Consider the following 23,084-nt stretch of genomic DNA (forward strand, 5'->3'; position numbering starts at 1 on the left):
GTTGGAAAAAGTGAAAAGATGTTTTGATTTTTTTAGCTCGATTTTCTTATTTATTATCTTTTCACCAATTATGTTGCTCATTAGTCTCTTCATCAAGTTAACACAGGGTGGCCCTGTATTGTTTACTCAACAACGTCCGGGCCTACATGGCATTCCGATTCATATATTCAAATTCCGCACAATGACAAATAAAAGGGACAACAAGGGAATTCTTTTACCTGATGAACAGAGGCTTACACGTTTTGGTCAATTTTTACGAAAAGCTAGTTTAGATGAATTACCGCAACTTTTGAATGTCATAAAAGGGGATCTGAGTCTCGTAGGTCCTCGGCCATTATTAATGGAATATTTACCACTGTATACGGAAGAGCAAGCAAAACGGCATTTAGTGAAACCAGGAATCACAGGCTGGGCTCAAGTAAATGGCCGCAATGCTATTAGTTGGGAAGAGAAGTTTCAATTGGATGTTTGGTATGTATATCACCATAATTTTTTATTAGATTTAAAGATATTATTATTAACTCTGAAAAAGGTCATTCGTTCGGAGGGAATTAATCAAGCTGGAAATGCCACTGTTGAAACCTTTAAAGGTTCAAAGTCAATCTGGAAAGAGGGGCATGGATGAAAATAGCGATTATTGGTCAGGGTGGTCATAGTAAAGTGATTCGTGATTTGATTTCTTTTAATCAGCATGATCAAATTATTGCTTATCTGGATGATAAAATAACCGATTTTTATCAACGGGACAATATTTATTTTGGACCGATTTTTTATGCAGAGTTCCTTAAGAATATGTTTCACGATCTGAAACTTTTTATTGCAATCGGTCATAATCAAACACGAAAAGCGATTGTGAACCGACTGCAGTTTCCAGCAGAGAACTATATAACACTTATCCATAAAACAGCTATTGTGAGCCCGAGCTCCAAAATTGGCCACGGATCGATCCTTATGGCTCATTCTACTGTGAATGCAGACTCCTTAATCGGAGAGCATACGATCATTAATACTAGTTCCGTTGTTGAACATGATAGTCGAGTTGGTGATTTTGTGCATATTTCCCCTAATGCGACTTTAACAGGCTCTGTTCAAGTTGAGGATGGTGTGCATATCGGCGCAGGGGCTACGGTCATACCTAATCTTACTATTGGTGAGTGGTCCGTGATAGGAGCGGGTGCAACCGTGATCGATTCTATACCAGCAAGTAGCATCGCTGTGGGCGTACCGGCCAGAGTGAAAAATAAACATATGACAGAAGGTGTATAAATGATTGATACATCTAAACAAGGCAAAATTTTTCTATCTCCACCACATTTGTCTGGTAATGAATGGAAATATATGAAAGATGCAATTGATTCGAATTGGATTGCCCCATTAGGACCTAACGTAGACGCGTTTGAAAATGAACTTGCTCACTATGTTGGCGCAGCCGGGGCAGTTGCTGTCAGTTCTGGAACAGCAGCGATTCATTTGGCGCTCATATTATTGGATGTGAAAAAAGGTGATACTGTATTTTGTTCCTCTCTTACATTTGTAGCAAGTGCGAATCCGATTCTTTATCAAGGAGCAGAGCCAGTTTTTATCGATTCGGAACCGGAAACATGGAATATGTCTCCAGAAGCATTAAAAAGGGCTTTTCAAGAAGCTAATTTGACAGGGAAACTACCTAGAGCCGTAATCGTCGTGGATTTATATGGGCAAAGCGCTAAAATGGATGAAATTCTCGCGCTCTGTAATCAATATGACGTTCCTTTGATCGAGGATTCTGCTGAATCACTTGGTTCAACTTATAAAGGTCAGTCATGCGGGACGTTAGGAAAGTTTGGCGTTTTTTCTTTCAATGGAAATAAAATTATTACGACTTCAGGTGGTGGTATGTTAGTATCCGATGATTTAGAGGCATTAAAAAAAGCCCGCTTTCTTGCAACACAAGCAAGGGATCCCGCTCCCCACTATCAACATAGCGAAATAGGGTTTAATTACCGTATGAGTAATATTTTGGCTGGAATCGGTAGAGCACAGCTAGAAAACATTGAGGAAAGAGTGGCTACAAAGAGACTAATCTTTTCATATTATTATGAAGAATTATCAGGGATTCCCGGTCTTCACTTTATGCCCGAATTGAAAAACACAAGGTCTAATCGCTGGCTAACTACTCTCACGATTAATGAAAATATAACAGGGATTTCCTCTAATAAACTACTACATTCTTTAACTGAAAAAAATATAGAAGCTCGTCCAGTATGGAAACCATTACATTTGCAGCCACTATTCAAAGGTATTAAGTATTATCCGCACAATGAGCACAGTCTATCAGATCAATTATTTATGACGGGCATATGTCTACCTTCAGGAACGAATATTACCGAAATAGAGATGATGCGAGTAATAAATTGTTTAAAAGATACGTTAAAAAATCCAGCCAAAATCGGTTAAAGAGGTATAAATAAATGATAGGGAAAAATATTAGCGAGATTCGGAAAAGAAAGGGGCTTACATTAACAGAATTAGCAGAACGTGCGGGAATTGCTAAGTCCAATTTAAGTAATATTGAACGAAACCTAAATCAAAATCCTTCTATTAATATAATTGAAAAAATAGCGGTTGTTTTGGGGGTAGACGTTGATACTTTATTAAACACAAACACAAATGTAGAAGCGAAACAACAAGAAATTGAGGAAGAATGGATCGATCTCATCCATGAATTAAAAGAATCAGGAGTAGAGAAGGAACAAATCCAAGGTTTTAAAACATTAATGGAATTCATTAAATGGCAAAATACACAGGAAAAATAACCGTAAGTAGGCGAGTAACATGATGCAAAAGGTAAGTGTGATTGTCCCTATTTATAAAGTTGAAAAATATTTGCGCCGATGTGTAGACAGTATTTTGGAACAAACCTATACAAATTTAGAAATCATCCTTATAAATGATGGTTCACCTGATCAATGTGGGGAAATAATTGAAGAGTACGCGAGAAAAGATAGCCGAATAATAGCAGTGCACAAGGAAAATGGAGGTTTATCGGATGCTAGAAACGTAGGGATAACCTTTGTTACAGGTGATTTCACTTTATTTCTTGATAGCGATGATTGGTTAGAAAGAAACATGATCGATACATTGATAGAGATAAGCCAAACGTACAAAGCGGATGTCGTGCAATCGGCTTTTTTTTATGCTTATGCTGATCACTTGCTTTATGATGACCGCTTATATTTAAAAGACGATCCGCCACTTATTCTAAACAATCAGGAACTCATGTATGAACTTGTGAAAAATGATGTCGTAAAAAACTTCGCTTGGGGAAAACTTTATCGAACAAAATTGATCAATGGGCTTCCATTTAAAAAGGGAGTGCTATTTGAGGATGTATTTTGGGCGCACCATGTAATGAAACGTGTTGAGAAATATGTCATCGTTCATCAACCACTTTGTTACTACTTTCAAAGAGATGACAGCATTGTCGCCAATTATTCGCTTGAAAATTTAGCAATCCTAGAAGGACTGAAGGAAAGACATCGCTTTGTGGAAAAATATTATCCAGATCTAGTCAACGAATCCTATAAGTTGATCTTAAAAACTTGTTTGACTCATTATAACATGCTCGTCCTTCATAGAAAAAAAGATTATAAAGGCATACAAAAGCGAAAAATCCGTTCTTTTATTATGGAGAATTACGAAGGATTTTCGAAAGCAGTGCAAAGAGATAAACAACTAAGGCAGCAATTTCGTCTTTTTACGATTCATCCATATATCAATATTAGTTTTCTTACTTCCAGAAAGTTGTTAAGGAAGCTAAGGCTCTTGCGACAACCTGCGGATTTGGAGAGGATTGAGTTGAGTTATCGAGTGTAAAGTAACTACCAATTATTTAAAGTGGAGAAAAATCAAATGTCGAAAAGCTCTATAATAAACAAGTTAAATAGAAATAGAGTCAATATTGACGATCAAAGGTCTTTCAAAATCAAAGAATATGATCCCTTGGATCTGATCAATCATAGAAGATTTGATATTATGGCGAAATATATATATGGCTGGTTTAAAAAGAACAATATCAACAGTGATTGGGGAAGAAGACTATACGAGGATCATATTTGGGTTTTTAATCAATATGACGAGGATGATGGTTCCGGAAAAAAAGGAATAGCAGCTTTTTATAACTCATTTGATTCAACTTTGAAATCAGTGCAACAATTCGGATTTAAGGAAGATGAATCGGTAATTCCTATTAGTATAAATAAAGTGCCATTAGATGGCGCCCATAGGCTTACAGCTGCTCTACTTTACAATCAAAAAGTAAAAGCGGTTAAAATTAATATGGATGACGTGGATTATAATTATCGCTTTTTTCAAGAAAGGGGCCTGCTAAAAAAATGGTCGGATGCAATGGCGATGGAATATTGCAAATTAAAGAAGAACACTCACATATTCATTACATTTAATTTCTCGGGAGGAATTAAAAAGACTTTCTTGAATTACGGGTCTATTTTTTATGAAAAGAAAATAAAGCTTAATAGGTTAGGCTTGCAAAACCTACTAGGTATAGAACTCTTCGATGAAAAATGGTCCGAAGTATTACGAAAACTATTTAACAAAGATGAACAGAATTATTATTTGGATGTATTTGTATTAGAACAATCTGGCAAGAAATTCCCTCAACTTACGGAGAACCTAATGTGTCAAATGATATATATGAGCAAAAGACATGAACAAACTATTAAACTTGCTCAGAATTTATTAAATGAAAATAGTATCCACTATTTAAATACAGCTCGAATAATAAACAACAATAAATTTAAAATGCTCCTCAGTGAATTTAAAAAAAATATTGGTACGGACAATGATAATTATTGTCTTGTTTCCAATGCTGTCATGGCAGCATATGGAATTGGGTGTTGTGAAGAATTGTCTTGTATCCGTTTTAATCGAAAACCTAATAGTATAAAAAATGCCGTCCTAGTTACTTATGATAAAGGAGATGATGTAATTTACAATCCTGAAAATCATTTTTACTATGATGGCATCAAATTTGCTACTTTAAATGTGGTAAAGGCGATGAAGCAAAAGAGTAAGAACTTACAGAATTGGCGATATATAAGGGCAATTAATAAATTTAATAGAAAACACCCCAATTATGATGTTCGTATAGTGGTTTATAGATTCAAAAAACAAATGACAATAACCAGAATAAAAGCATCTTCGATTAAACAACGTCTTATACAATTATTAACTAAGCGGTGATGGAATGAAAAAGAATATCTTGTTTGTAATCGATTCGTTAGATTGCGCTGGGGCTGAAAAGAGCCTTGTTACACTATTGTCTTTACTGGATTATTCGAAGTTTTCTGTGGACCTAATGCTTTTTGGACATGGCGGAGCATTAGAAAAATTAGTTCCAAAGGATGTCAATATATTAAGGCCTTTGGAGTATACTGCTTTTGCAAAGCTTAGTTTAACAGCAGCTGCAAAGTATTCAATAAGAAAAGGAAACTCAAAATTTCTGGTTGCAAGATTCAAATATTCAACTCGAATCCGTCGAAAACAATATCAAAATCGTCAAGTTGCTAGAATTTATTGGCAATGTATTGGGAGTGTTATTGAAAATAACCCGAAGACATATGATACTGCCATTAGTTACGCACAAGGCGTCCCTACATTCTATGTTGCTGAGAAGGTCGTTGCGAAGAATAAATATGCTTGGGTAAATGTAACCTATCGCTTAGAAGAAAAGGATAAACAATTTCAGAAGAAATACTATGATCAATTTGATAAGGTTGTTGCCGTTTCTGATAGTGCAAAAGAAATATTCTTGGAGACATTTCCACAATATTCAAAGCTAATAGAAGTTATCTACGATATTAATGATCATCAGTTTATTTCTAACATGGCTGAAATGGGAAGTGGATATGATGATCAATACACCGGGCTCAGAATCCTCACGATTGGCAGATTTGCATTTCAAAAAGGGTATGATATCGCATTGAAAGCTTGCAAAATTCTAAAGGATAAGGAAGTTAATTTCAAGTGGTATGCATTAGGAAAAGGCCCTTTGGAAAGTGAGATCAAGCAGAAGATCAAAGAATATGGCCTTTCAAACCACTTTATTCTATTAGGTGTGAAAGAAAACCCATATCCTTACATTAAAAATTCTCATATTTATGTGCAGACATCAAGGTTTGAGGGCTTTGGTCTAGCAATTGCTGAAGCGCGTATGTTAAATATTCCAGTTATTACAACCAGATTTGATGCTGTTTATAATCAGATGGTTCAAGAAAAAAACGGTCTTGTTGTAGATATGGATGCGGAGGCTGTATGTGAAGGGATTCTGAAATTAATTAACAATCAACATTTAAAAGAGGAAATTATTCGTTACTTGCGTACAGAGAAAAAGGGCAATGTAGAGGAAATTAAAAAGTTTTATCAATTGATTGGATGATGAAGATGGAAAAAAAGGAAAAAGTACTATTCATGCTCATTAATATGAACATTGGTGGAACTGAAAAAGCATTGCTGAATATGATTGCAGAAATGCCGAGAGAAAAATTTGAAATAACGATCCTCTTATTAGAGAAGTATGGTGGTTTCTTAAATTCCATTCCTAGCGATGTGAATGTCCAATACTTTAGGGGATATGACAAAATAAAAAAACACCTAAATTCTCCTTTACATTTAACGGCTGTGGAATTTCTAAAAAAAGGCAGATTGATAAAGACATTTATCTTCGCACTATTCTATATTATTTCTAAGCTGAAAAAAGAGAAAAGTATTTTTTTCAATTACATGTTGAAGGACTATCCTATAGAAAAAGACGAATACGATACTGCCATAGCTTATGCAGGTCCTATGGATTTCATAAGCTATTTTATTGTTCATAAAACCATCGCCAAAAGGAAGATTCAATGGATTCACTTTGATGTGACAAAAATTCAGTTTAATAAGTATTTTGCAACAAGAGTCTATAAACACTTTAGCGATATTTTTATTGTTTCAAGAACAGGAAAGGAAAAACTGGCTCATATTCTACCAAGTTTAAGTGGAAAGATGAGTGTTTATCCAAATAAAATATCGACAAAACTAGTTCAGTCTATGGCAGAAGCTGGTATAGGATTTGAGGATGGCTTTACAGGGATTCGGATCTTGACAGTTGGTAGACTGAGTGAAGAAAAGGGGCAAGATTTAGCCATACGTGTGATGGAAAAGCTGAGAAGTAAGGAATGGAATGTGAGATGGTATTGTATCGGTGATGGTTCAGCACGAAAAGAGTATGAGCACTTAATCAACTCGCTTCATTTGGAAAAAGATTTTATCCTTTTGGGGGCACATATCAATCCTTATCCTTTTATGAAAGAATGTGATATTTACGTCCAACCTTCTCGTCACGAAGGATACTGCATAACACTTGCTGAAGCAAGATGCTTTCATCATCCAATTATTAGTACCGATTTTACTGGTGCCAGTGAGCAGTTAAAAAATGCTGAAACGAGCTATATCGTTGATTTTAATGAGAAGCAAATGTTTGATGCTGTTTGCCGAGTAATCAATAACAATTTTATAAGCGCACCTAGGAAAGAATGTTCCATCAAGTAAAGATAAAGGCGTGAAGAATTTGAAAAGCACAATCAAGAATCTGTTAATGCTTTTTAATAGAAGAGAAAAAAAGAAGTTAATTATCTTATTTATTATGATTGCCTTAGCCGCTGTGTTCGAAACAGTTGGAATAGGCTTAATAGTACCCTTTGTCGGAATTATAACTAATCCAAGTGTTATTCAAGAAAATGAAATCTTAGCGTATGTTTTTCATTCTTTACAGTTTAAATCTGACCATTCATTCATGGTATTTTCAGTCATCATTTTACTAATCATCTTTGTTTTAAAGAATTTTTATCTTTTATTTTTTCAATATGCTCAGTTTCGGGTAATACTCAACCAGCAAGTAAAACTCTCGCAGAGGTTGTTAAAAGAATATTTAACGAAGTCTTATACTTTCCACTTACAGAGAAACTCTTCTAGTTTATTACGGAACGTCAATGAAGAAGTTTCCAAAGTTTTTCAGGGAATTATCTTATCCAGTTTTCAATTATTCACAGAAATACTCGTTATTATTTGTATTTTGAGCTTATTACTATTGACAGCTTTTAAGGTAACTATTATTGCTTCTATCCTTTTAGGTGGGAGTGTTTTTTTATTTTTTAAGGTGTTCCGGAAAAAAATAACTGTTTTAGGAAAAGAACAACAAAAAGTAAATGGAGCAGTGATTAAGTGGGTCAATCAAGGATTAGGAGCTAGTAAGGAAGTAAAAGTGTCTGGAAAAGAAGATTTCTTTGTAGAGTCATACAGAAAATATAGCCAAATAAAGGCGAATAATAGTCGTTACATGAAGATGTTGGAACAAGTTCCAAGATTATTTATTGAAACTTTGCTTGTATCGATCATATTAGTGTCTATGTTATTGATTATTTTTCAAGGGACAGACACAACTCAGCTTGTATCAACCATGGCATTGTTTGCAATGGCTGCGTTTCGTCTTATGCCTTCTATAACTCGAGTTGTTGCACTCGTGACAACTATAAGGTACAGCCAGCCTGCATTGACTGTAATTTGTGAAGATTTATTAGGAGAACAGAACGAACTGTCTAAAGCAACAACAATTCTACCAACATTCAATAATGAGGAAAAGTATTATAAGAATTCTATTGAATTAAGAGGGGTTTCATTCCGCTATCCAGAACAAAAAGAACTATCGGTTAAAAATGTTTCACTCTCTATCCCTATTGGCCAATCTGTTGCCTTTATAGGTGAATCCGGTGCCGGGAAGACAACGATTGTTGACATCATTTTAGGATTATTTGAGCCAGAAAAAGGTGAAATATGGATAGACGGAAAACCACTATCGCAACAAAAAGAGATATGGCAACAAAAAATAGGGTATATTCCACAGTCTATATTTTTGTCGGATGACAACATTAGAGGGAATGTCGCTTTTGGAGTTGATCCACATTTGATAGATGATGTTGAAGTATGGAGAGCATTAGAACAGGCTCAATTAAAAGACTTTATACAAAGTCTTCCAAATGGATTAGAAACTACCGTCGGTGAACGCGGTGTAAAACTTTCAGGTGGACAAAGACAACGAATTGGAATTGCCCGTGCATTGTATCACAATCCTGAAATATTATTTATGGATGAGGCAACATCTGCATTAGATAATGAAACCGAAAAAGAAATCATGAAAGCAATTGATGGACTAAAAGGAGAAAAGACACTCATTATCATCGCCCATCGTTTAAGTACAATTGCAAATTGTGACATCATCTTCAAAATTGCTCGTGGAGAGTTGGAATCGATTCAGAACAAGCTAGAAAGGTCCGTTATTTAAAGTTAGGATTCAGAAATTCAATAGTATCTTAACCATCTATTATCTAGTATCCCTAAATTTATTTGAGGTGAATCTATGTGAAGCGAAAAAAAGTATTGGTTAATGCATACTTCGCTAAGAACTTAGGTGATGATCTATTTTTAAAAGTATTAATAGATCGATACCCTAAAACTAGTTGGTATTTAATGACACCAAACAAGGGTTATAACAAACTGTTCAAAAACTATCAGAATGTCCAAATCATTCGGACAATGGATGTTAATTTAGGTATTAGAAAGATCAATTTATTCAATAAAATGAATGAAAGTATTCTGAACTATCGTAGATATGACGCCTTAGTTAACATTGGGGGATCCATCTTTATGGAGAGCTCCAATTGGGAAGAAAGTTTGGAAATAAGAAGTCAGCTTCCGAAAAAATTTAAACAAGCAAATAAGCAATCATTTATTATAGGCGCTAATTTTGGACCATTTACGGATAAACAATTTGTAAATAAACATCGAGAGTTTTTTGAGTTGTTTGATGACATTTGTTTTAGGGATATCTATTCTTATAACCTTTTTAAAAAATCTAGCAATGTAAGATATGCTCCAGATGTTGTATTTAATTTACATTCTCAGGAAAGAGATAAGGAAAAATGTATTGGATTCTCCTTAATTAGCCTTGAAAATAGAAAAGATCTAAAACAGTATGCGGATATATTTTGTATGAAAATGATTCAGCTAGTTGAAAGGTATATCGAGGATGGGTATAAGATTAAACTATTTTCCTTCTGTGAAAAAGAAGGTGATTTAAAAATAAGTAATTATATAAAAGAAAATATATCATCCAATTACAAGGAACTGATAAGTGTTTTTAATTACGAAGAAAATATCGAATTATTCCTCGAAGAATTTAAAAGATGTGAAACAATTGTGGGGGCTAGATTTCATTCTATTATTTTAGCGTTATTATTTAAACAAGGGGTATTTCCGATTATTTACAGCGATAAGACTTTTAATGTTTTAAAAGACTTAGATATGAATAAACTGTACTGTCACATTCGGGATATGGATGCTATAGATGTTAATAATGTGGTTAAAAATGCTTCTTACAATATCTTTAATAAAGTAGGAGTTTTTCAGCAGTCTGAACAACAATTTAAAATGCTTGATGAATTACTAATAGGAAAAAAAATCAGGAAGGGCAGTAAGATTAATGAATCCTAAAATTAGCATTATTGTCCCTATTTATAACGTTGAGGATTATTTACACCAAAGTATTAGTTCTATCTTAAATCAAACCTTTAAGGACTTCGAACTCATCCTTGTTAATGATGGTTCCACTGATAAATGCGGTGAAATTTGTGATGAATACGCACGTCAGGATAGCAGACTAAAAGTGATTCATAAAGAAAATGGGGGTGTCTCCTCAGCACGTAATCGAGGTATTGATGCTGCGAAGGGGGAATATATTGGTTATGTTGATCCTGATGATGAAATTGAACCACAAATGTATGAACTGCTCGTAAATCAAGCAATTCGAACTAATGCAGATATGGTTGTTTGTCAAATGAAAACGATCAACTTAAACACCAACACTATTTCGGTTTCATCAGTCTGTGATGAAGGGGTACTTGATAAAAAAGGGATAAAAGAAAAAATCATCCCAGCTATTCTTGATAAAAAATATTTTAGTCTTCTTTCGTGTGCTAATAAATTGTATAGAAAGTCTTGGTTGGTTAAAGAAGAATTTAGATTCGATGAGGAAAAAAGCCACGGAGAAGATGTCCGTTTGAACTTCAAGTTACTAACTCATATTAATTGCATTGTTTTTGTCAGTAAGCCACTTTATATTTATTATATTCGTCCACGAAGTTCTCTAACACAAATGTTTAGAGAGGACTTATATGAATATATTGTGGATACTAAGAATTCCGCGTTATTTTTATGTGATCAATACAAATTGGAACATCTTAAGGCGAAATGGATAACTGAGTATATAAATAATACTTTAAATTATTTAGAAAGTGTTATAACTTCAAATTTAGAGGCACGTAGGAAAGAGGGAATACTGAAGAGAATTATGGAGGACCAAAACTTTATTCAGTTATTACATAATTATCAAGCTTCTTCATCTTTCCATCGTCTCTTGAAACGGTTGTGCTTAAATAAGAGCAGGTTAATCATTCAATTAGTAGTGAAAGCAAAGTTCATATTAAGAAAAATCACTGCTTAATTCACATCTTTGCATTTAAGGAATAAGGAAATGCGATTAGAAATGTAAATTATCACATTTCCATATGGTCATATGTTTATTTATCAATATTATCTTTTGTAAGATGATTTTCTTGTAATTTCACACTTGCATTATCTAGGTAATTATCTATAAATATGATAGGTATAGTAGAACCAGCACTAATAGCAGCCATTTTACCTTTGGAAAGGAAACTATTTTCTTTTACTAATACTGTGCCAGAGACTGCGATAGAGCTACGGATATCTATCATAGATTGATTATTTCCATTCAGATAACGAAGTATATTGTTTGAAAGAATAATATCTTTCCATTCTCCCATCATAAAAAACGCAGATGTTGAATCAATGGGATTTATAAAGTGACAATTGCTTATCTTAAAGAAATCTGATTTTATTTCTTGGCCTATATAAAAAAGCGGTCGTGTATCCCACTCAAAATAGCAATTAATCAAATCATAGCTGCCTTTAGGTGTATTTTGACTAAGGCTAAGCCTGCCACAATTGATAAATTTACAACCATTGTACACACCTGGAGCAAGTTGGGTAATTCTGTCACCTTTATGCTTTATATTTTCAAATGTAACATTTTCTAATAACCAATTATGCGCTCCACTGATCACAACTGTAAAGGCCTCTTTACCACTGCCATTAAAGGTACAATTGGAAATAGTTTGTGGTTCAGCTCCCAAAACTAAAGGAGCACCTGGATTAACGGATTCAATGGCAAAATCATTGTCAAACAAGAATCTACAATCGTTCACCTGTGCGACGTTAGGTTTGTTTTTTTCAATGTTGATTGGGCTATTATGAAACAAACAATTATCTACTATTACTACCCCACTTCCGTTTAGACGTGTTCTAGAGTGATAAAGATGGTTATTGGTAAATACGATCTCCCCAGTCAACCGCGGGCCGCAATTTATAAAATGATTATTCTCAACAACTGCCTTGTCGACACCATCATTAATAGTAAAAATATCACCACGAATTTTATTGTTGGTAATGTTGATATGTCTCCCAGCAACGGCGATAATATTATAGCTTTTATTATCGTATATGTTGTTACCATCTAGATAAATATATTGGTTTATATCGTATCCATCTTCAATATCGATCGCACCTTGGGGAGCTGTTCCACTTATATGATGGATTTCGCAACCACGCACATAACAGTGTTTCATACCGCAAATGGCAATACCTAAGCGGCGGCAGTGGTGGAGATTACAATTTTCAATATAGATATGTTTAGGAAATTGAGGCGTCCGAATTGTAATCGTGTTTCCTTTTACAGAGGGAATGGTGGATTGGTGCAGAACCACTTTAGCATATGCAGCACCTGTTGGTACCTCGACTTCATCAAAAAAGTGGAGTTCTGTAGTGGAGCTTAGAAAGGTGTCATCATCTTTATAAAAAATAACATCGTAGGTGTTGGTTGTGATCTCGCTTCCAATTCCGCCATAACTATCACCGTAAAGCCCGAAATAACCAGTATTAATAATTTGTGTGATCATGGGGATTTTTACCTTAGAACGAATACGATTTGCATCAGAGGTTAAAGTTCCGTTAGAAGTGTTGATACCGCCTACTTCCATATTCCCAGCGAGCTTTGGAAAAGTTCCTCCAATACCACCAAACGATGTTATTCCGATAATGGCGTCACCTGTTGTACCAGAAATATCTAAGTTATCCATTGTAATATACTCTACTCCATGTCTTAATTCTATACCTACACCGAACTCATGGGTTCCACCACTTGAGTAGTTATGAACATGCCTGTCACCGACTAATTTTCCATTTGTAATCCGGGAATTTTGTTGTTTGTTTTGGAATAAGACAATCGCATATTTTGGCAGGGCATTATCTCTAATTCTAAACGTTGCTCCACCTAAATTGAGTGTCATATTACTTAGAGGTTGAATAGGGTTATTTTCATCGATTAAATAGGTTCCTTTTGGAATAACGACCTCTGTATATCCTTGCTGAGAAGCCCATATTAAGGCATCGTTTATTCCCTTCGATGTTTGAACTGCATCTGTTCCGTCATTTTTTATTTTCCAGCGATCTAATTCAATTAAATACGAGCCAGCTTGCATAGGATCACTTCCTTATATTTTATTGGTTCAAAATTATTACTACACACAACTGTCGTTGGATCAAGATACTTTCAAATAGGTGTACCTAGGATTCCCCTTTATTAATACTATTCAAAGGAAGTAACGGGGGAAGGGCATGTAAACTGAAGAGGATATCTCATTTTTTTTAGTGAAGTAGGGCAAGTGTTGAATGATTAGAATTTTTAATAAAAACTTATTGACTAATAAATGGAATAGGGCTATAGTAATACTGTAATGTTCCTTATTAAGAACAATATATTCAGTGTAAATATAAAAACAAGGCTATTTTTTATACCTTTACCGTTCGTTATAAAGAATAAATTAGGGGGAGCCACATGAAAGAATTGCTTTACTTTGTTAAACAAATCCATACCTTTTCTGGGAAAACCTTATACATCAACTTGGTGGCGATGACCCTCATTGGTTTATTAGATGGAATTGGGTTACTTTTATTAGTCCCTCTGATTCGGATGAGTGGGGTTGTCGAACTTGGGCTAGAGGATTCCTCAATTGCCAATTTATTTGGTTTCTTTCAGAACTTCTCAATAACGTTAGGCTTACCACTTATTTTAGGGATTTACGTTTTGATAGTGATTTTACATAACGTTGTTCAAAAAAACATTATGGTTCGCAATGCGATCATTCAAAATGGCTTTTTACGACATATGCGTGAAGAGACATATTCGGCGGTTATTCATTCCAATTGGGACTTTTTTATTAAAAAGCGAAAATCTGATCTTATTAATCTATTGCTAACAGAAGTTACACGCACTAGTGGAGGAACATATTCCTTTTTACAATTTATATCAAGTTTTATCTTTACGATCATCCAAGTAGGATTGGCATTTTGGCTCTCTCCGCAAATTACATTGTTTGTCTTACTTGCCGGAAGCATTATTGTCTTTTTAAATCGGCGGTTTCTCAAAAAATCGCTTGCGCTTGGGCAAAGAAACTATGAATTAGGCAAAATGTTTCTTGGAGGACTCACTGATCAAATTAATGGGATCAAAGATATAAAGAGTAATACATTAGAAGAATCACGACTTGAATGGTTTAAGTCCGTGACAAGCAGTATGGAGAGTGAACAAGTTGAATATACGAAAGTAAGGATGACTTCACAACTTTATTATAAAATTGCCTTCGCAATTTTTATGGCATTGTTTATTTTGGTTGCTGTCCAAATGTTTCACTCCCAAGTGGGGCAATTAATGTTAATCATTGTTATTTTCTCAAGGCTTTGGCCTAGGGTTGCAGGAATCCAATCATCTCTAGAACAGATTATTAAAACCATACCTTCCTTCCAGGCTGTTAAGGCATTACAAATGGAAAGCCTTTCTGCTAAGGAATTTGATCAGCAATTATCTCAACAGATAAAACCGATAAATATGACCAAAAACATTGAATGTCAAAACGTCTCATTTCGGTATAACAATAAGATGGATATGTATGCCCTGAAAAACATTAATATAACGATCCCTGTAAATAAGATGACTGCTTTTGTTGGTCGATCCGGGGCGGGAAAAAGTACTTTGATTGATTTACTGATGGGATTGAACCAACCAGCGTCGGGTAAAGTGCTCATTGATGGAACACCTTTAACGAAGGAGAATTTATTAGCTTTACGTAAAGCGGTCGGCTATGTTCCGCAAGACCCTTTCTTATTTAATGAAAGTATCCGCGAAAATTTATTATTGGTTATGCCGAATGCGAGTGAGGCAGAAATGTGGGAGGCACTAGAATTTGCCTCGGCTGCGGAATTTGTGAAGAAGCTACCAAATGGTTTGGATACTTTAATCGGGGATCGAGGTATTAAACTGTCTGGCGGAGAAAGGCAACGTGTTGTGTTAGCAAGGGCAATTTTACGAAGGCCGTCCATACTAGTATTAGATGAAGCAACAAGTGCCTTAGACACGGAAAGTGAAAGTAAAATTCAGGAATCTTTGCAGAGATTAAAAGGAAGAATGACGATCCTTGTGATTGCACATCGTTTGTCGACAATTCGAAAGGCAGATCAAGTATTAGTACTGGATCAGGGGGAAATCATCCAACAAGGTGGTTTTACCCAATTATCTAAAGAAAAGAATAATGTGTTTTATAAATTGTTGAGCAAGCAGATGGGGGTTGTTTAGTTGCTAGTTTTATAGTGTTCCTACATAACTCACAATTGTGTAAGACCTTAGCGCCAACAGTCATCCATCCTGCCCTTCGAAATATCATTCGTACATTATAGGTATCTACTGAAGGTGCTATGGGTATCATCGTTTTGGAGGACTTACAGTATTATGAAAATAAAAAAGTTATTGAAAATGTATTAATAACATGATATGTTCTTAATAAAGAACAACATTGAGAGTGGAATGCTAACTCTATCTACTTATCAATCTGGAAATTTATGATTTTTTAAGATTATTGTTCATAGTTGAGAACAAAATGTATAAACCTAATTGGAGAAGATATGATGAGTGCAATAGCCGGAATTTACTACGAAAAGGAAATGGTACCCAAACATTTTGGACAATTATTGATGCACGGATTAAGCAAGTTTCCTGCGGATGACGTTCAAATATGGAACAAGGACAATGTGTTTTTGGGCTCCCATGTACAATGGATTACACCGGAGTCAATTGATGAACAATTACCCTTTTACGATAATGATAGACAATTGGCTATTACCTCAGACGCAATGATTGATAATCGCCGAGAATTGTTTGATAGATTAGGAATTAGCCGTGGCGAAAGAAAAACCATGCCTGATAGTCAATTAATTCTTCTCGCTTATGCAAAATGGGAAGAAGAAGTTGTCAAACATTTGATTGGTGATTTTGCCTTTATGATTTGGGATGAAAGAAAACAAAAGCTATTTGGGGCAAGAGACTTTTCTGGCACGAGACCTCTCTATTTTTACCATAATCATCAGCGCTTTGCTTTTTGTACGGTAATGGAACCCTTGTTAAGATTGCCCTATATTAAAAGGCAATTACATGAGGAGTGGCTTGCTGAGTATTTGGCTATATCCACCATGATCGATGCTGTAGATGTAGTCAATACAATTATTAAGGATATCCAACAAGTTCCACCCTCGCATACGATTACGGTAAAGAATGGAAAAGTGAAACTTGCTAAATACCAAGTACTATCATTAGATAAAGAAATTAGATTCAAAACAGGTGCTGAGTATATTGAAGCTTTCCGTGAAGTTTTCCAAAATGCTGTTGACTCAAGATTACGTACCTTTAAAGCTATTGGTTCACATTTAAGTGGGGGACTTGATTCAGGTTCGGTTGTTAGCTTTGCAGCAAAAACGTTGGAAAAACAAAATAAAAGATTACATACGTATAGTTCAATTCCTTTAGATGATTTCATTGACTATACAGCAAAAAACGTTTTTCCTGACGAACGTCCATTCATTCGTAAAACAGTTAATTATGTTGGGAATATAGACGATCACTATTTAAAACTAGAGGGGAAAAATCCTTACACGGATATTGATGACTGGTTAGAAGTTATGGAAATGCCTTACAAATTCTTTGAAAATTCATTCTGGTTGAAAGGTATTTTTGAACAAGCAGGTAAAGATGGAATTGGAATTTTATTAAGTGGAGCTAGAGGAAACTTTACGATTTCTTGGGGGCCAGCATTAGAGTATTATGGGTATTTACTAAAGAGTATGAAATGGATTCGTCTTGCGCGTGATCTTAAGATGTATAGCAAAAACATCGGAGTAGGAAGAAAAAAACTGCTTCAAGATATAAGTAAACAGGCATTTCCTTTCTTCGATAATAAAGAGGACTATCAATTTCCGGTGCTCATCAATCCTAATTTTGCTAAAAAAATGAATACCTTTAAAAAACTAGAAAAATACGGAATTGAGGCTGATGGATTTAACAAACTCTCCATTTTTAATATTAGGAAACACATTATTGAAAATGAATTCATTTGGAACTCGGTTGGGATAGCCTCTTCAAAATTATCTTTGCAGTATGGATTATTAATGCGAGATCCAACCAACGACATCAGGGTAATTAATTATTGTTTGTCACTACCTCTGGATCAATTTATTAATAACGGAATGGATCGAGCCTTAATTAGGAATGCGACAGAGGGGTATTTACCTGATCGAGTAAGATTGAACCAAACAGATTACGGTCTTCAAGCTGCAGATTGGCTCCAACGCATGATCCCATTCTGGCCGGATTTTATTAAAGAGATACAACAATTGTTAAATGATAAAGATGTAGCACAATACTTTAACATGGAAGTAATCGGTAATGCTCTTTCTAATGCAATGGAGATACCAAAAGGAGGCTCAGCTTTTAATCCCGAGTTTAGAATGCTAATGCGCAGTGTTATTGTCTATCGATTTCTACGTTCATTTGACCTTAAAGGAGGTGATACATATGAAAAAGGCATGGACTAAGCCACAACTAGAACTGTTGGAAGTTAGTGAGACAAAGGCAAAGTGGACAGGTGATTCATGGGATGGGTTCTTTATTGGAAGATATAATAAGCCTGGAGAGCCTGATCCTGGTGGCAGTGATCTAGATAGTTAAAGCAACTTAATTAATAACCAGTGTTTTTACTTAAGCCAGTTCATTTTGATACCATAATAAATATATTGCTTAAAAATTGACTGGACTAGAGTGAAAAGTAGAACGGTTACGATCGTGAAAAATAAGCGAAACTAAGCTATATTATTGAGTAATAAATAAAACACCCCTGTACATATAGAATGTATGGGGGTTTTTATGTTGGAAGGAGGGGCTGCTTTCTCTAAAATTTGAAACGGCACAGAGTAAAATAAGCTGGTTCAGCTTCTACTTGAATATAAAATTTATCTTAACAAAACGCAATAGGTTTAAAACTTAAGTGAAACAGAGATTATGGGTATGAGGTGATAAAAATGAAAAGGCATCTTTACTTATATATAGTTGCTTTCATATTCATAATCGGTTCTTTTCTTCTCATCAAACAGGGATTGACAGCAGTTGCAGGTGGAGAAGAAAATTCTCCGGTCTATGAACTTGAGCTAGAACGCTGGAATATCTACAACGACGGCACACACCCAATTGAAACAGCAAAAGGCATCAATTCTGCTTTACAATGGGCAAAGGCAAACGGGTATAAAACTTTTCAAATTCCTGCGGGAACGTATCTCATTGCTAAAGGGACCCAACAGTCTGATCCCGAAGCGAGAATTAATATGGTCAGTGACATGGATCTACTATTAGATGAAGAAACAATTTTACAAAAAGAAGCGAATGAATTTGAACTTTACTCAGTCCTTTACATCGGTCCGAATGTGAAGAATGTAACAGTGCGTGGGGGGAGTTTAGTAGGTGATCGCGAGGATCATGACTTTTCTAAAAAAGGCCCGGATACAGGGGGGACGCACGAATGGGGAAATGGGATTGAAATTGTAGGAGCGGAGAATATCGTAATAGATGGTGTGAAAATCGAGAAATTCACAGGCGATGGCATTATCGTAAGTGGCACAACTGTGACGGGGTCTTACATAACTGAAACAACTTTAGAATCCGGGGGGCTTGATAATCAAGGAAATCCTATCAAAGCTGATGGAAAGATTCGTAGCAACAATCGCGAAGTCACCCACTTTGACAATCCCGCCTACGACAAGTTTAAAAATATTCATTTCTGGCTCCCAGAAGGGGTGAATTCCGGAAGTAAAGTAGATGTCTTTTATTATCGAAAAGATGGAAGTTTTATTAAGGCAGATAAAAATATACGATTCCATTCTGGAGAATCTATCATTCCTAATGAGGCTGATCATTTTCGAGCGGTCTTTGAGGCTCCCTCTACTAAGGGAGTAAAAGTAAATCGAATGACCGTAAATATTTCGCGGAATGTAACGATTCAAAACTCTGATATTGGCTATAACCGTAGACAAGGAATTAGTTTGGTTGGTTCGGACGGCGTGAAAATTATCAATAACCATATTCACCACACTAACGGAACAGCTCCCCAAAGTGGAATTGATATTGAACCGGGATTTTTCCCAGGAAGAAATACGGTGATCAAAGGCAACACTTTTACTGATAATAAAATTCAAATTGTGCTTGCATATGGTGAGAATGTAACGATCGAGGATAACCGTTTCGATCAAAATGTGGCTGGTGGTGTTGGTATACATGCGCATAAAGGATTTCGCGGGAAGGTTGTTGTAAAAGATAATATATTCAATGGGTCTGGTTTGACCTTGTATCCGGAAAAAGCGGAGGCGACTGCCAACAGCTTTAATAAAGGCGAAGTGAAATTGCTTGGGAAAAATATCATCTTTAGCGATGCTGAACTTGTTGATGCAAGTCTAAGTATTGGCAAAGAGCCTGGGCAGGAAATTTCAAATGTGGAAATTCAACATAACGGCCATCTTCCAGGAGTCCTCTATATTTGGGATGAACCTGTTTCCATTAAGGATGTCACCATAAAAGCAAAAACAAATGGACAAGGTTTGATTTTTGGAACAGGAAATAGTGAAAGTGTCTATGAGAGATTAACAGTTGGAGATTTTGATCGACAAGGAACTGTACTTCCAGTAGGAATATATAAAAAGTGTAATTTTAATGCAGGTACACTTGAAATTAACCGAGAAGGGAAATATCTGTTAAATAAATGCACGATAAAAGATGAGGAGAGGTTGTTGACCGTTAACAGTACATATGGGGCACCAGATGTCACTATTCAGAATTCTGTGTTCGAGGTAACGGGAAATATCGGATATGGAGCTGCCATCTATGTATTGGGGGCGGAAGCTTTTTCCCTTAAAAATAGTATTGTATCCGCGGAAAATAATACGGAGAAAAAACCTCTGATAAAAATCGGCCCTTATGGACATCCAACACCGACAAAAGTGTTTGGAGCAACGGTTAAAGGGAATACATTTAATGCAACTCTTGAAAGTTTGGCATTGGATACTTCGAATTCGGGGACGGATGCGCCTAGTTATCGAATTGAAGAGAACACGGTTTATAATGCAAAGCTGAGACTGAAAGAAAATGACCTAAACAAAAACAATAAGCTATTAAAAAAATGATATTGAAGAATTGATTAATCTTTGCTGAATTTGCTATCGTTGTTATAGAAAGGGTGTGTGAAAAAATGATATTAGCATTTATTTCAGATATTCATGGAAATGCGGTTGCATTAGAAGCAGTTATCAAGGACTTAAAAGAAAAAAATGTTGATAGGGTTTTTGTATTAGGGGATATTAGCTATCGAGGACCAGAACCGAAGCGCTCACTTGACTTAGTAAGATCGTTAAATTGTGATGTTATCAAAGGAAATGCGGATGAATGGGTTGTTCGCGGCATTAGGGAAGGCGAAGTTCCAGAACAGGCTCTTGAAACGATGAGGAAAGAACGAGAGTGGATTGTTTCCCGTATGGATGATGAGAGTATAGAGTATTTAAAGAATCTGCCAACAGATATTACTTTTGAAAATCAAGGTACGCGTATTCATGCTTTTCACGCGACTCCTAATAGTTTGTTTGAGGTCGTACAACCAATTGAAAGCGATGAGCACATGATTGAGAAGATGATGAGTAACGATGCGGATATCTACATATATGCCCATATACATAAACCCTTTATTCGGTATATTAATGGAAAATGCTTAATCAATATTGGCAGTGTTGGCTTGCCATTTGACGGAATGGCTAAGTCATCTTATTGCCTTATTGATATAGAAGTTAATGGTTTTCAATCCTCTATTGTTCGAATTAATTATGATGTTAATCAAGTAGTCCAGCAGTTCAACGATTCTGATTATCCTAATGCAGCCTTTATGATAAATGCACTGGAGAATGGAAAACTATAAAAAAAAGAACACACTGTAACCAAAATTGGCTACAGTGTGTTCATTTATGGAGCATAGCGGGATCGAACCGCTGACCTCTACACTGCCAGTGTAGCGCTCTCCCAGCTGAGCTAATGCCCCGTTCAACGAGCTACATTTTCTATTATAGTTACTCTAAAAGAAAATGCAAGTCTTTTTAACTCACAATTTCGAGTGCCTGCACATCGTCCATTCTGGAAATTGTATAGTAAATATCAGTTACGGGGCGCTTGCTATTGACCCTTGCTTTTAATTCAAGCATATGTTGAGAATGATCTTTAATATCCTTTATTCGAGTATTCGTGATTACTATCTTTTCTTCAAGTAATTTATTGATGATTTTTTCAAAGCTTTCCTGTTTACTTACCGTTATTTTTAAGATTAACTCTCGTTTATATAACTTTTTAGGTCCGAATTTCACTAATATATAAGGAATTAATTCAACACTTATAATAAGGAGAACGACTCCTGCTGCTGCTTCAGCGTAAAAACCGGCGCCGACTGCAATGCCTATACCAGCTGCTCCCCACACCATGGCAGCTGTAGTGAGGCCAGATATATGATCATTTCCTCTTCTTAAAATTACTCCTGCCCCAAGGAAACCAATGCCCGAGACAATTTGTGCAGCCAGACGCAAAGGATCCATTTGAATTCTAATTGCATCATTTCCTGGGAAGAAATAAGCTGATTCTATTGAAACGATTGTGAGCAAACAGCTAATTATAGAAATAACAAGACTAGTTTTAAGTCCTAGCGGCTTACTTTTTAATTCCCGTTCTAATCCAATAATCAGTCCTAGTAATCCAGAAACCGCCAATTTAATTAAAAGTTCTGTATCGATTAAGTTTAAAATGTATGAACCCAAACAAATCTCTCCTCTGTCTCTATAAAAAACAATAAAGCGCTTTCATTTATAGAATAATAGTATCACATCTTTTGAATAAAGGAAAAGGATAAAGAATTACAAATAGAGGAAAGCATGAAGACAAATGTCAATATGAGCTGTTTGCTATATGAAAAGATATGTTATAGCAGAAAAGACAAAAGCCATTATAGAAGAAAAAATAAAAGTACCACCATAAACTTTGCCATCTGAATTTGAAATACGGAGTGCTTCAATGTAGGAATAGGAAAATAAATATACAGCCGTAAGTACTGCGATGATTAAGGCGATTTTTTCTAGCACTAATTTGCACCTTCCTTATAAGAATTTTATTTGGTAATATATATGTAGATTCTCGACAGAATATGATTTTTTTAAAAAAAGTTTTAAAAAAAGATGAAAAAACTATTGCACTATAAAAAAATGCATGTTATATTAATATTCGTCCTTAAGAGAAACAAGGACAAACAAGATTTTTAAAAAACATTTTAAAAAAATGCTTGACAGCATAAAACGAAAATGTTAATATTAAAAAGTCGCTGTTAAGAGGCGAGTGAATTTGATCTTTGAAAACTGAACGAAACGAACGTCAATAATAAATAGATGATCATTTGATCATCGCCAGC

General features: G+C 35.3%; 18 protein-coding genes and 1 tRNA gene. 16 read left to right on the top strand and 3 right to left on the bottom strand.

From position 1 onward, the window contains the following. Positions 1-10: 10 nt before the first annotated feature. From BN1243_RS19080 to BN1243_RS21890, 11 genes are all read left to right on the top strand, one after another. Positions 11-625: a sugar transferase gene (locus BN1243_RS19080; protein WP_062109526.1), complete on the top strand. Its 615-nt coding sequence runs from the start codon at positions 11-13 to the stop codon at positions 623-625. Continuing rightward, a complete protein-coding gene (locus BN1243_RS19085) occupies positions 622-1,266 on the top strand; it encodes an acetyltransferase (RefSeq protein ID WP_062109528.1) in 645 nt (214 codons plus the stop codon). The genes BN1243_RS19080 and BN1243_RS19085 overlap by 4 nt, the downstream gene beginning before the upstream one ends. Continuing rightward, positions 1,267-2,436: an aminotransferase class I/II-fold pyridoxal phosphate-dependent enzyme gene (locus BN1243_RS19090; protein WP_062109530.1), complete on the top strand. Its 1,170-nt coding sequence runs from the start codon at positions 1,267-1,269 to the stop codon at positions 2,434-2,436. A gap of 14 nt (positions 2,437-2,450) precedes the next feature. Next, the gene (locus tag BN1243_RS19095) at positions 2,451-2,795 is read left to right on the top strand and encodes a helix-turn-helix domain-containing protein (RefSeq protein WP_062109532.1); all 345 of its coding nucleotides are present in this window, start codon (positions 2,451-2,453) and stop codon (positions 2,793-2,795) included. Between the two features lie 19 nt (positions 2,796-2,814). Next, positions 2,815-3,855 (top strand): glycosyltransferase family 2 protein, encoded by a 1,041-nt coding sequence (locus BN1243_RS19100; RefSeq protein ID WP_062109534.1) that lies wholly within the window; start codon positions 2,815-2,817, stop codon positions 3,853-3,855. A gap of 36 nt (positions 3,856-3,891) precedes the next feature. Beyond that, positions 3,892-5,241 (top strand): hypothetical protein, encoded by a 1,350-nt coding sequence (locus BN1243_RS19105; RefSeq protein ID WP_062109536.1) that lies wholly within the window; start codon positions 3,892-3,894, stop codon positions 5,239-5,241. Positions 5,242-5,245: 4 nt separating this feature from the next. Continuing rightward, on the top strand, positions 5,246-6,436 hold the full coding sequence (locus tag BN1243_RS19110) for a glycosyltransferase (protein WP_062109539.1): 1,191 nt from the start codon (positions 5,246-5,248) through the stop codon (positions 6,434-6,436). Between the two features lie 5 nt (positions 6,437-6,441). Further along, positions 6,442-7,587, top strand: coding sequence for a glycosyltransferase (locus BN1243_RS19115; RefSeq protein WP_062109541.1), 1,146 nt, complete (start codon positions 6,442-6,444; stop codon positions 7,585-7,587). Between the two features lie 10 nt (positions 7,588-7,597). Then, positions 7,598-9,376 carry an ABC transporter ATP-binding protein gene (locus tag BN1243_RS19120; protein ID WP_230200260.1) on the top strand — a complete coding sequence of 593 codons (1,779 nt, stop codon included), beginning with the start codon at positions 7,598-7,600 and terminating at the stop codon, positions 9,374-9,376. A gap of 77 nt (positions 9,377-9,453) precedes the next feature. Continuing rightward, entirely contained in the window at positions 9,454-10,584 is a 1,131-nt protein-coding gene (locus BN1243_RS19125) for a polysaccharide pyruvyl transferase family protein (RefSeq protein ID WP_062109544.1), read from the top strand. Further along, entirely contained in the window at positions 10,574-11,593 is a 1,020-nt protein-coding gene (locus tag BN1243_RS21890) for a glycosyltransferase family 2 protein (RefSeq protein WP_084782120.1), read from the top strand. The genes BN1243_RS19125 and BN1243_RS21890 overlap by 11 nt, the downstream gene beginning before the upstream one ends. A gap of 76 nt (positions 11,594-11,669) precedes the next feature. Here BN1243_RS21890 and BN1243_RS19135 read toward each other — a convergent pair whose 3' ends face one another. Then, a complete protein-coding gene (locus BN1243_RS19135; RefSeq protein ID WP_062109546.1) occupies positions 11,670-13,706 on the bottom strand; it encodes a right-handed parallel beta-helix repeat-containing protein in 2,037 nt (678 codons plus the stop codon). A 356-nt stretch (positions 13,707-14,062) separates the two neighbouring features. On the opposite strand from BN1243_RS19135, the gene BN1243_RS19140 reads away from it, so the two are divergent. From BN1243_RS19140 to BN1243_RS19155, 5 genes are all read left to right on the top strand, one after another. Then, on the top strand, positions 14,063-15,856 hold the full coding sequence (locus BN1243_RS19140) for an ABC transporter ATP-binding protein (RefSeq protein ID WP_062109548.1): 1,794 nt from the start codon (positions 14,063-14,065) through the stop codon (positions 15,854-15,856). A 329-nt stretch (positions 15,857-16,185) separates the two neighbouring features. Beyond that, complete coding sequence (locus BN1243_RS19145; protein ID WP_062109550.1) at positions 16,186-18,144, top strand: asparagine synthase-related protein; 1,959 nt, start codon at positions 16,186-16,188, stop codon at positions 18,142-18,144. Beyond that, positions 18,125-18,277 carry a hypothetical protein gene (locus BN1243_RS22225; RefSeq protein WP_154669903.1) on the top strand — a complete coding sequence of 51 codons (153 nt, stop codon included), beginning with the start codon at positions 18,125-18,127 and terminating at the stop codon, positions 18,275-18,277. The genes BN1243_RS19145 and BN1243_RS22225 overlap by 20 nt, the downstream gene beginning before the upstream one ends. 350 nt (positions 18,278-18,627) lie before the next feature. Further along, positions 18,628-20,775, top strand: coding sequence for a right-handed parallel beta-helix repeat-containing protein (locus BN1243_RS19150; RefSeq protein ID WP_062109552.1), 2,148 nt, complete (start codon positions 18,628-18,630; stop codon positions 20,773-20,775). 65 nt (positions 20,776-20,840) lie between these two features. Beyond that, positions 20,841-21,557, top strand: coding sequence for a metallophosphoesterase family protein (locus BN1243_RS19155; RefSeq protein WP_062109554.1), 717 nt, complete (start codon positions 20,841-20,843; stop codon positions 21,555-21,557). Between the two features lie 47 nt (positions 21,558-21,604). Here the strand turns inward: BN1243_RS19155 and BN1243_RS19160 are convergent. Beyond that, a tRNA-Ala gene (locus tag BN1243_RS19160) sits at positions 21,605-21,677 on the bottom strand. A 55-nt stretch (positions 21,678-21,732) separates the two neighbouring features. Further along, the gene (locus BN1243_RS19165; protein WP_230200261.1) at positions 21,733-22,440 is read right to left on the bottom strand and encodes an MgtC/SapB family protein; all 708 of its coding nucleotides are present in this window, start codon (positions 22,438-22,440) and stop codon (positions 21,733-21,735) included. Between the last annotated feature and the right edge of the window lie 644 nt (positions 22,441-23,084).

The sequence above is a fragment of the Bacillus niameyensis genome (assembly GCF_001375535.1).
GTDB classification, from domain to species: Bacteria; Bacillota; Bacilli; order Bacillales; family Bacillaceae_C; genus Lederbergia; species Lederbergia niameyensis.